This is a genomic window from Mycobacterium sp. NGS41, assembly GCF_059812725.1.
This window is the reverse complement of the sequence record NZ_JCALDF010000057.1, coordinates 1-12,102: the sequence shown is the minus strand read 5'-3', so window position 1 is coordinate 12,102 and position 12,102 is coordinate 1. Positions and strand designations below refer to the sequence as shown.

The following is a 12,102-nucleotide window of genomic DNA, read 5'->3' as shown; positions in this document are numbered from 1 at the left end:
ACCTATCGCGAACTTGATGAGGCCTCCAATCGGTTGGCCCACCTGCTGGCCGGACATGGAGCCCGCCCCGGCCAATGCGTAGCGCTGTTGTCCTCCCGCTCGGCCGAGGCCATCACCGCCATCGTCGCCATCCTCAAAACCGGCGCCGCCTACCTCCCCATCGACCCGGTGGTGCCGGCGGCACGCATCGACTTCTTGCTCGGTGACGCCGCCCCGATCGCGGCAGTCACGACGGCGGGCCTGCGGTCGCGGCTGGATGGGCATGACCTGCCGGTCATCGATATCGAAGAACCCGCCCTCGACAGCCAGCCCAGCACGGCACTACCGCCGCCGGCCGCCGACGACATTGCCTACCTCATCTACACCTCGGGCACCACTGGCGTCCCCAAGGGCGTTGCCATCGCCCACCGCAACGTCATCCAACTGCTGGAAGCAATGGACGCCAGGATGGAACTGGCCGAACAGGTGTGGTCGCAGTGGCATTCCCTGGCCTTCGACGTCTCGGTGTGCGAGATGTGGGGCGCGCTGTTGTACGGCGGGCGGCTGGTGGTGGTTCCCGAGTCGGCGGCCCGCGCACCCGAGGATTTCCACGCTTTGCTGGCCGCTGAGCAAGTGAGCGTGTTGAGCCAGACTCCGTCGGCGTTTTACGCGCTGCAAACCGCTGACTCGCTCGCAGCCGAGCGGGGCGAGCGGCTCAAGCTGCAGACCGTGCTGTTTGCCGGGGAAGCGCTGGAACCCCATCGTCTCGCGACCTGGCTGAGCAGTTACCCGCAATCACCGCGGCTGCTCAACTTGTATGGCACCACCGAGACGACGGTGCATGCGTCGTTCAGGGAGATTGTCGACGACGACGCGGTCAACAATTCCAGCCCCATCGGGGTGCCGCTGGCCCATCTCGCCTTCTTCGTCTTGGACGGGTCGTTGCGGGTGGTGCCGCCCGGCGTGGTCGGCGAGCTGTATGTCGCCGGCACCGGCGCCGGCTATGGGTATGTCGGTCGCCCGGGACTGGCCGCGTCGCGGTTTGTGGCGTGTCCGTTCGGGACCCAGGGTCAGCGGATGTATCGGACCGGCGACCTGGTGCGGTGGGATGCCGACGGGCAGCTCGTGTATCTGGGACGCGCGGACGATCAGGTCAAGATCCGCGGGTATCGCATCGAACTCGGTGAGGTTCAGGCGGCGCTGGCCGGTGTGGACGGGGTGGATGAGGCGACGGTGATCGCCCGCGAGGACCGCCCGGGCGACAAACGCCTGGTCGGCTATCTGACCGGGACAGCAGACCCGGCCAAAGTGCGCAGCGCGCTGGCCGAGCGACTCCCGGCGTACATGGTGCCGGCCGCGGTGGTGGTTATCGAAGCGCTGCCGTTGACACCCAACGGCAAACTCGACAAACGGGCCCTGCCTGCCCCGGAGTATCAGGACGCCGGAGATTATCGCGCTCCCACCCACGCCGTCGAGGAGATCCTCGCCGGCATCTACGCCCAGGTACTCGGCGTCGAGCGGGTCGGTGTCGACGACTCCTTCTTCGACCTGGGTGGGGATTCCTTGTCGGCGATGCGGGTGATCGCGGCGGTCAACAAATCTTTCAACACCGGCGTTGCGGTGCGGGCATTGTTCGAGGCGCCCACTGTTGCCCAGTTGGCGCCTTTGATCGGTGCCGGTGGGGGCGGGCTGGAGCCGTTGGTTCCGGTCGAGCGGCCGGCGGTGGTGCCGTTGTCGTTTGCGCAGAACCGGTTGTGGTTCATCGATCAGTTCCAGGGCCCGTCCCCGGTGTACAACATGCCGGTGGCGCTGCGGCTGGGCGGGCGCCTTGATGCCGACGCGCTGGGCCAAGCCCTGGCCGACGTGGTGGGCCGACACGAGAGCCTGCGCACGCTGTTTTCGGCGGTCGAGGGGACTCCCCAGCAGCTGGTGGTCCCGGTCGAGCAGGCCGACTTTGGTTGGCAGGTCATCGATGCCGCCGGCTGGCCCGCTGCCCGGCTGGAGGAGGCCGTCGGCGCGGTGGTGCGTCACCCGTTTGACTTGGCGTCCGAGATCCCTTTGCAGGCAAAGCTTTTCCGAATTGCCGCCGATGAGCATGTGTTGGTGGCGGTGGTACACCACATCGCTGCCGACGGTTGGTCGCTCGGGCCGCTGGTCGGTGACCTGGGTGTGGCCTATGCCAGCCGGTGTGCCGATGAAGCCCCGGCCTGGGCACCGCTGGCGGTGCAGTATGTCGACTACACGCTGTGGCAGCGCGAACAGCTGGGCGAACTGCAGGATCCGGGCAGCCGGATCGCCGGGCAGCTGGCCTACTGGGAAGACACCCTGGCCGGGATGCCCGAACAGGTGCAGTTGCCCACCGACCGGCCGTACCCCGCGGTTGCCGATCAGCGGGGTGCCAGTGTGACGGTGGACTGGCCGGCCGAGCTGCAGACGCGGGTGCGCGAGGTGGCTCGCGAGCACGATGCGACCAGCTTCATGGTCATGCAGGCCGCCCTGGCGGTGCTGCTGTCCAGGATCAGTGGGAGCAGCGACGTAGCGGTCGGGTTCCCGATCGCCGGTCGGCGCGACCCCGCGCTCGATGAGCTGGTCGGGTTCTTCGTCAACACCTTGGTGCTGCGCATCGACCTGTCCGGTGACCCCACCGTCGACGAATTGCTGGCGCAGGTCCGAGAGCGCAGCCTGGCCGCCTACGAGCACCAAGACGTGCCCTTCGAGGTGCTGGTGGATCGGCTCAAACCCACCCGAAACCTGGCCCATCACCCGCTGGTGCAAGTGGGGCTGACCTGGCAGAACAATCAGCCCGCGAAGCTGAGTCTGGGTGATCTGCAAGTCAACCCGCTGCCGGTCGAAACCCACACCGCCCGCATGGATTTGGTGTTTTCCCTGCTCGATCGCTGGACCGAGGACGGCCAGCCCGCCGGCATCGGCGGGGAGGTGGAATTCCGCACCGACGTGTTCGACGCGGAAACCGTCGAAGCGCTGATCGAGCGCTTGCGGCGGGTGGTAGTGGCAATCACCGCGGAGCCGGAGCCGCAATCATGACGGCCCGATCGGGGCAGCGGTTGTCGTCGATCGATCTGCTCGGCGACGACGAGCAGGTTCAGCTGGACAGCTGGGGTAATCGCGCGGTCTTGACCCAACCGGCGAAGGAAGCAGTGTCGGTACCGGCGATGTTCGCCGCGCACGTCACGCGTGCCCCCGATGCGGTGGCGATGAACTTCGACGGCCAGGCCATGACCTATCGCGAGCTCGATGACGCCGCCAACCGGCTGGCGCACCTGCTGGCCGGACACGGAGCCCGCCCCGGACAATCGGTGGCGCTGCTGCTGGAGCGCTCAGCTCAAGCGGTTGTGGCGATTTTCGCGGTGCTCAAGACCGGCGCCGCCTATCTGCCGATCGACCCCGCGCATCCCGACGCGCGAATCGAATTCATGCTGGCCGATGCCGCACCGATAGCCGCGATCACCAGCACCGCGCTGGCCGACCGGCTAGACGGGCGCGACGTGCCGATCATCGATGTCAACAACGACCGAGACGCCGACGCCAGCGCCGGCGCCGTGTTGTCGGCGCCCGCGCCCGACGATGTTGCGTACCTGATTTACACCTCGGGTACTACAGGTGTCCCCAAGGGCGTGGCCATCACCCATCACAACGTGACCCAGCTGATCGGATCGCTGGATGCCGGCCTGCCGAATCCGGGGGTGTGGCCACTGTGTCACTCCCTGGCCTTCGACGTATCGGTGTGGGAGATCTTCGGTCCGCTGTTGCGCGGTGGGCGACTGGTGGTGGTGCCCGAGTCGGTGGTCAGCTCGCCCGAAGACTTCCACGACGTGCTGGTTGGCGAAGGCGTCAGCGTGTTCACCCAGACCCCCTCCGCGGTCGGAATGCTGGCCCCTGAGGGGTTGGAGTCGGTCGCATTGGTGATGGCAGGTGAGGCTTGCCCCAGTGAGGTGGTGGATCGGTGGGCCCCGGGGCGGGTGATGGTCAATGCCTACGGCCCCACCGAGACGACGATGTGCGTGGCGATCAGTGCGCCGTTACAGGCGGGATCGACGGGCGTCGTGCCGATCGGTTCGGCGGTGCCCGGCGCGGCGCTGTTTGCGCTGGACAAGTCGTTGCGGCCGGTACCGGTCGGGGTGGCCGGCGAGTTGTATGTGGCCGGTCGTGGTGTGGCGTGCGGATACGTGGGCCGGGCTGGGTTGACCGCGTCGCGGTTTGTGGCCTGCCCGTTCGGCGGGCACGGAACACGCATGTACCGCACCGGAGATCGAGTGCGCTGGCGCGCCGACGGACAGTTGCAGTATCTGGGCCGTGCCGACGAACAGGTCAAGATTCGCGGGTATCGCATCGAGCTGGGCGAGATCCAGGCGGCGCTGACCGGGCTGGACGGGGTGGAGCAGGCGGCGGTGATCGCCCGCGAAGATCGCCCGGGCGACAAGCGCCTGGTCGGTTATGTCATCGGCACCGCCGACCCGGACAAGATCCGTGCCGAGCTCGCCGAGCGGCTCCCTTCATATATGGTCCCGGCTGCGGTCGTAGCCGTCCCGGCGCTGCCGTTGACATCCAACGGCAAACTCGACACCCGCGCCCTGCCGGCACCGGACTACCAGGAAGCCGACCACTATCGCGCCCCGGCCAGCCCCGTCGAAGACATCGTGGCCGGCATCTTCGCCCAGGTCCTCGGTCTGCAGCGGGTCGGCGTCGACGACTCGTTCTTCGACCTGGGCGGGGATTCCTTGTCGGCGATGCGGGTGATCGCTGCCGTCAACAAATCTTTCGATACCGGCCTTCCGGTACGGACCTTGTTCGAGACGCCCACGGTCGCTCGGTTGGCACCCCGTATCGGTGCGGGCGGGGATGGTCTGCAACCACTGGTGGCGCGTCCGCGGCCCGACGTGGTCCCGTTGTCGTTTGCCCAGAACCGGTTGTGGTTCCTGCATCAGTTGCAGGGACCCTCACCGGTCTACAACATGCCGGTGGCGTTGCGGCTGAGCGGCCGCCTTGACGCTGACGTGTTGGCTGCGGCATTGGCCGATGTGGTGGGCCGCCACGAGAGCCTGCGCACGCTGTTTCCGGCGGTCGAGGGGAGACCCCAGCAGCTGGTGGTGCCGGCCGAAGAGGCCGAATTCGGTTGGCAGGTCATCGATGCCGCCGACTGGCCAGTCAGCCGGCTGGAGGACGCCGTCGGGACCGCGGCGCGGTACACGTTCGACCCGGCGAGCGAGATCCCGTTGCGGGCCCAGCTTTTCCGGGTCGCGGACGATGAGCATGTGCTGGTGGCGGTGGTGCACCACATCGCCGCCGACGGCTTGTCGTTGACTCCACTGGTGCGCGACCTCGGCACGGCGTATGCCAGCCGGTGCGCGGGTGAAGTCCCGAGTTGGGCGCCGTTAGCGGTGCAGTATGTCGACTACACGCTGTGGCAGCGCGACCAGTTCGGTGACCTGCAGGATCCGGACAGTCGTATCGCCGGTCAGCTGGCCTATTGGCGGGATGTGCTGGCTGACATGCCCGAGCGGCTGCAGCTGCCCACCGACCGGCCCTACCCGCCGGTGGCCGATCAGGCCGGGGCCAACGTCGTGGTGGACTGGCCGGCCGAGCTGCAGGCACGGGTGCGCGAGGTCGCCGGTGCGCACAAGGCGACCAGTTTCATGGTGATGCAGGCCGCGTTGGCAGTGCTGCTATCCACGCAGAGCGCCAGCAGCGATGTGGCGGTGGGTTTTCCGATCGCCGGGCGGCGCGACCCCGCGCTCGATGAGCTGGTCGGCTTCTTCGTCAACACCTTGGTGTTGCGAGTTGACCTCTCCGGCGACCCCACGGTTGCCGAATTGCTGGCCCAGGTGCGACAGCGCAGCCTGGCCGCCTACGAGCATCAAGACGTGCCCTTCGAGGTGCTGGTGGAGCGGCTCAAGCCGACCCGGTCCTTGACCCATCACCCGCTGGTGCAGGTGCTGTTTGCCTGGCAGAACTGGCTGGACTGGCAGGACACCGACTCCGACGCCGGGTTGGCCTTAGGCGACTTGCAGGTCACGCCGCTGCGAGCGGATACCCACACCGCCCGCATGGATCTGACTTTTTCGTTGGCCGAGCGCTGGAGCGAGGCGGGTGAGCCCGCCGGCATCGGCGGTGAGGTGGAATTCCGCACCGATGTGTTCGACGCCGCCACTGTCGAGGCGCTGATCGAACGGCTGCGAAAGGTGTTGGTGGCCATCACCGCCGATCCGGGGCGGCGGCTCTCGTCGATGGACCTCATCGATAAGGATGAGCGCGCCGAGCTGGACAGGATCGGCAACCGGGCGGCGTTGGCCCGGCCGGTAGCGGCCGCGCGGTCGATTCCGGCGTTGTTCGCTGCGCAAGTGGCGCGTGCGCCGGAGGCGGTGGCGCTGACTTTTGACGGCCACGCCATGACCTACCGCGAGCTGGACGAGGCGTCTAACCGGCTGGCGCATGTATTGGCCGACTGTGGTGTGAGTCCGGGGCAGCGGGTGGCCCTGCTGCTAGAGCGCTCAGCCCAAGCTGTGGTGGCGATTATGGCGATCCTCAAGACCGGTGCAGCCTATATGGCGATCGATCCGGCGCATCCGGTGGCGCGGATGCAGTTCATGGTTGACGATGCCGCGCCGGTCGCGGCGATTACCACGGCCGGGTTGGCCGATCGGCTGGATGGGCGCGGGTTGGTGGTCATCGATGCCGACGATCCCGGCATCGACGGCTATGCGTGCACAGGCTTACCCGCGCCGGGCGCCGACGATGTGGCTTATTTGATCTACACCTCGGGCACGACCGGGGTGCCCAAGGGCGTCGCGGTCGCCCACCAGAACGTGACGTGGTTGTTGGAGGTCTTGGACGCCGACCTGGATCTGTCGCCCGGACAGGTGTGGACGCAGTGTCATTCGCTGGCCTTCGATTTCTCGGTGTGGGAGATCTTCGGCGCCCTGCTGCACGGCGGGCGGCTGGTGGTGGTGCCCGACGCGGTGGTCCGTTCTCCGGAAGACCTGCATGCCTTGCTGGTCACCGAGCAGGTCGGCCTGTTGAGTCAGACTCCGTCGGCGTTTTATGCGTTGCAGACCGCTGATGCGCTGCGGCCCGAGGTGGGGCATGAGCTGACCCTTGATGCGGTGGTGTTCGGCGGTGAAGCCTTAGAGCCGCAACGTCTTCGGGGTTGGCTGGAAAACCATCCGGTGTCGCCGCGGATGATCAACATGTACGGCATCACCGAGACGACGGTGCACGCCTCGTTCCGAGAGATCGTCGACAGCGACCTGGACAGCAATGTCAGCCCGATCGGGGTGCCGTTGGCACATCTGGGCTTTTTTGTGCTCGACGGGTGGTTGCGGCCGGTGCCGGTCGGGGTGGTTGGTGAGTTGTATGTGGCCGGTCGTGGTGTGGCCCATGGGTATGCGGGCCGCGGCGGGCTGACCGCGACGCGGTTTGTGGCGTGCCCGTTCGCCGACGCTGGGGACGTTGGGACCCAGGGACACCGCATGTATCGCACCGGCGACCTGGTGTCGTGGGGTGCCGATGGGCAGTTGCGGTATCTGGGCCGTGCGGATGAGCAGGTCAAGATCCGTGGGTTCCGCATCGAGCTGGGTGAAATCCAGGCGGCGTTGGCGGGCCTGAAGGGTGTTCAGCACGCGGTGGTGATCGCCCGCGAGGACCGCCCCGGCGATAAGCGTCTGGTGGGGTATGTGACCGGGACCGCGGATCCGGTCGCGGCGCGCGCGGAACTGGCCGAACGGCTTCCGTCGTATATGGTTCCGGCCGCGATCGTGCTGCTCGACACGCTGCCGTTGACGGTCAACGGCAAGCTCGACACCCGCGCCTTGCCGGCACCGGAGTACCAGGAGGTCGACCACTACCGGGCCCCGGCCAGCGCGGTCGAAAAAATCCTGGCCGGCGTCTACGCCCAGGTGCTCGGACTGGAGCGGGTGGGGGCCGACGAGTCGTTCTTCGAGCTGGGCGGGGACAGCATTTTGTCGATGCAGGTGGTGGCCCGGGCCCGGATGGCCGGGGTGGTGTGCCGCCCGCGCGACATCTTCGTCGAGCAGACCGTGGCCAGGCTGGCCCGGGTGGCCCGGGTCGCCGAGCGGTCCTGGGCGGCCGTCGCGGCAGGCAGTCTGGTCGACAAGGGTGCCGAGAAGTTGGTGGCCACCCCGATCATGCGCTGGCTGCAGAGCCTGGATGGCCCGACGGATCAGTTCAACCAGACGGTGGTGGTGCAGGCCCCTGCCGGCGTGAACGAGGCCGACGTGGTGGTGGTGTTGCAGGCGCTGCTGGATCGGCATGGCATGTTGCGGCTGCGGGTGGAAGACGACGTCACGTCGGATTGGTTGCTGCAGGTGCCCGAGTCCGGGTCGGTGGATGCCGGGGGTTGTCTGCAGTCGGTGGACGTGTTGTCCGAGGAGGCAGTGGCGCAGGCCCGGTCGCGGTTGAATCCGTCGGCCGGGGTGATGCTGAGCGCGGTGTGGGCAACCTCCGCCAACCAGTTGGCGTTGATCGTTCACCATCTGGCCGTCGATGGGGTGTCGTGGCGAATCCTGTTGGAAGACCTCAACATCGCCTGGGCCCAGCATCGCAGTGGTCAGCCGGTGGCGTTGTCGGCAGACGGGACGTCGTTTGCCCAATGGGCCGCGCTGCTGGCTGAGTATGCGCGTACCCCCGAGGTGGTGGAGCAGGCCGAGGTGTGGCGGCAGGTGGCGGACACCCCGGCGATGTTGCCGCCGGTGCGTCCGGACCTCGACACCTATGCCAGTGCTGGGCAGTTGTCGGTGGAGCTGGATGCCGAGACGACGCGGATGCTGTTGGGTGAGGTGCCCGCGGCGTTTCACGCCGGCGTGCATGACATCTTGTTGATCGCGTTCGGCTTCGCGTGTGCGGAGTTCCTGGGCGCTGGGGCGGCTCCGGTCGGTATCGACGTCGAGGGCCATGGGCGTTACGAGGAACTCGATCCCGAGGTGGACTTGTCGCGCACGGTGGGGTGGTTCACCACCAAGTACCCGGTGTCGTTGGACGTGGGTGGCTTGTCGTGGGCGCAGGTGGTCGCAGGCGAGGCCGCGCTGGGGACGGTGATCAAAGACGTCAAAGAGCAACTGCGGGCCCTGCCGGAAGGTTTGACCTATGGGCTGCTGCGCTACCTGAATTCCAAGGTGGACCTCGACGGGGCCGACCCGCCGATCGGCTTCAACTATCTGGGACGGCTGGGTGCCGCGGCGGCCGAGCTCTCCGAGGAGTTCTGGCGAGTCAGCCACGACGGCCTGGCAGTGGCCAGCGCCAGCGCGGCCATTCCGCTGTCGCTCGCACACACCGTGGAGCTCAACGCCAGCACGGTCGACACCGACAGCGGCCCGCACTTGCAGGCGAACTGGACGTGGGCGCCCTCGGCCGTCGATCACGCGCAGGTGAGCCGGTTGAGCCGGTTGTGGTTCGAGGCGCTGGCCGGTATCTGCGTGCATGTGCGCCGCGGTGGCGGTGGGTTGACCCCGTCTGACATCGCACCCGCCCGGCTGAACCAGCAGCAGATTGACGAGCTGTGCCGGCAATACCCCGTCGCTGACCTGCTCCCGCTGACCCCGCTGCAACAGGGACTGCTGTTTCACGCCAGCGTCGCGCAAGGATCCGGCGACGATGCCTATGCCGTGCAACTGGATACCGCTGTCGTTGGCCCGCTCGACGAAGTCCGGCTGCGCGAGGCGGTGCACGCCGTGGTCAAGCGGCATCCCAACCTGGCCGCGCGGTTCCTCTCGCAGTTCGACGAGCCGGTGCAGATCATCCCGACCGATCCCGTTGCGCCGTGGCGGTATATCGAACTAGACCGCGGCGCCGTCGACGTCGAGGAGCAGATGCAGCGGGAGTGCGCGGCCGAACGCGCCGCGGTCTGCGACCTCGCCGCCGAGTCGGCTTTTCGGGCAGCTGTGATCCGCACCGGACCCGACCGCTACCGGATAGTGCTGACTTTCCACCACATCTTGATGGATGGCTGGTCGTTGCAGATCCTGCTGCAGGAGATCTTCGCCGGCTATTTCGGACATCGGCTGCCCGCTGCGGTGCCCTATCGCCGGTTCGTGGCTTGGCTGGCCGATCGAGATCGCGATGCCGCCCGCGCGGCGTGGCGTGAGGTGTTGGCCGGTTTCGACACGCCCACCCTGATAGCTCCGCCGGATCGATTGGGCCTGGGGCAGCGCGACGCTCTGTCGTTCCGGGTGCCCGAGGAGACCAGCCGCGCCGTGGGCGAGCTGGCGCGTTCGCGCCACACCACGGTCAGTACCGTGCTGCACGGCGCCTGGGCACACCTGCTGATGTGCCTGACCGGGCACCACGACGTGGCCTTCGGCGCCGTGGTCTCGGGTAGACCCGACGAGGTGACCGGCGCGGAGTCCATGGTGGGTCTGTTGATCAACACCGTGCCGGTGCGCGCGAACAGCACCCCGGCGACCACCGTCGCAGAACTGCTCGCGCAGCTGCAAAGCGCCCACAACGACACCCTTGAACACCAGCATCTGGCGCTGAGCGACATTCACCGCATCACCGGCCATCACCAGTTGTTCGACACCGTTTTCGTGTACGAGAACTACCCGACCGACGCCACCGCGTCGTTGGGCCTCGGCGGGTTGGTCATCGACGGGGTCACCAACCGCGACCTCTACCACTACCCGCTCACGATCCAAGCCGTTCCGGGCCGCGAAATCGAGCTTCGCATCCAATTCCGTACGGATCTGTTCGACGCGTCCAGCATCGAAGCGCTGATGACGCGATTCAACCGGGCGCTGGCAATGATGACGGCCGACCCCGCCCGGCGACTGTCGTCGATCGATGTGGTGGGTGAGGGTGACGTGGTGTCGAGCCAGCCGGCCGACGCGACGGTGTCCGCACCCGAACACCCCGAAGCCGGTCAGGGTTATTGCGCCCCAACCACTCTGGTCGAGCAGCTGTTGGCGGGCATCTACGCGCAGGTGCTGGGGATAGACCGGGTCGGAGTTGACGAGTCCTTTTTCGACCTGGGCGGGGATTCGCTTTCAGCGATGCGGGCAATCGCCGCGGTGAACGCGGCCCTCGATATCCAGCTCGCAGTGGCCACCCTGTTCGACGCACCGACTGTCAGAACTTTGAGTAAGCACCTGCACAGCGTGCCGGCCTGGGAGAAGAAAGTCCCGCAGTGACTCGAGTCAGGCGTCGGTAAGCACGGGGCCTGCTACCACATGCAGGGCACCAGACGACTGCGAACCTTCTGCGTGTATTCGCGGTATCCGGCCAGTTCTTCCCGCAGCAGCTTCTCCTCGTCGCGGATGCGCCAGGCAAGCACCAGAAGGCCGGTTACGAGGAAGACCAGTCCCCAGTAGGAGCCGAGCGCAAGGGGGATGCCGACCAGCAGAATCACATTGCCGGTGTACATGGGATGGCGGACCAGTCCGTACAGGCCGGTGGAGATGAGCTCCTGGCCCTCCTCCACCCGGATGGTTGCGGCCGCATGGTTGTTCTGAATGACGACTAGCATCATCACGCTCAGTCCAACGGCAACCAGGACATCCCCAACCAAACAGACCGTCGTTGGCACTCGCGACCAGCCGAAGCGATGGTCTAGGGCGCTGACCACAATCATCGCCGCCAGCGACAACCACGAGCTGGCCATGACGACTTTCTGCGCCGGTCGGGTCTCCGCGGTCGGGCCCCCACGCATCCGCCGCTCAAGCGCAACAGGATTCGTGCGCAGCAGGTAGATGCCCAAGATCCATCCCGGAAGCATGAACACGGGCAGGAAAACCCACGCTTGCCAGTAGTTGAAGGTGAACGCAGCTGAAAACAGCAGCAAGCCGAACACGACGGGCTCAATTAGCCCTAAAGCCAACATTTTTGGAAGGCTTACCACGATTCTCCGTTCCGTCGGCGGCCGCACGTCTTCAGCGCCGTCACGCGGCTTCCGGCGTTAGTCTTTCGCACACCAGCCCCGCTAGTCCGCGGATGGTGCCGATGTTGGCGAGGTCGGTGGGGGTGATGCGGATTCCTGTTTCGGTCTTGATGCGGGTGCATAGTTCCAGGGCGCCCAGCGAGTCAACGCCGCACTCGGAGAGTGGTCGGTCGGGGTCGATGTTGCGCCGTAGTAGCAGGCTGACTTGGTCGGAGATG

Annotated in this window: 4 protein-coding genes; 2 read left to right on the top strand and 2 right to left on the bottom strand. The window is 66.9% G+C overall.

The genetic code is table 11. The features are described from left to right. Together AC5Y21_RS25645 and AC5Y21_RS25640 are read left to right on the top strand one after the other, a co-directional pair. Positions 1–3,024 (top strand): amino acid adenylation domain-containing protein (locus AC5Y21_RS25645; RefSeq protein WP_499916896.1); only part of this gene is annotated, 3,024 nt, incomplete at its 5' end. After that, positions 3,021–11,138 (top strand): amino acid adenylation domain-containing protein, encoded by an 8,118-nt coding sequence (locus AC5Y21_RS25640; RefSeq protein WP_499916894.1) that lies wholly within the window; start codon positions 3,021–3,023, stop codon positions 11,136–11,138. The genes AC5Y21_RS25645 and AC5Y21_RS25640, both read left to right, overlap by 4 nt. Positions 11,139–11,170: 32 nt before the next feature. On the opposite strand, the gene AC5Y21_RS25635 is transcribed toward AC5Y21_RS25640, so the two are convergent. Together AC5Y21_RS25635 and AC5Y21_RS25630 are read right to left on the bottom strand one after the other, a co-directional pair. Beyond that, positions 11,171–11,845: a methyltransferase family protein gene (locus AC5Y21_RS25635; RefSeq protein WP_499916892.1), complete on the bottom strand. Its 675-nt coding sequence runs from the start codon at positions 11,843–11,845 to the stop codon at positions 11,171–11,173. A gap of 40 nt (positions 11,846–11,885) precedes the next feature. Beyond that, positions 11,886–12,102 (bottom strand): acyl carrier protein (locus AC5Y21_RS25630; protein WP_499916890.1); only part of this gene is annotated, 217 nt, incomplete at its 5' end.

Excerpts from the sequence above, each read along its gene's own strand:
- AC5Y21_RS25640 (WP_499916894.1), top strand. The coding sequence starts at position 3,021 with ATGACGGCCCGATCGGGGCAGCGGTTGTCGTCGATCGATCTGCTCGGC.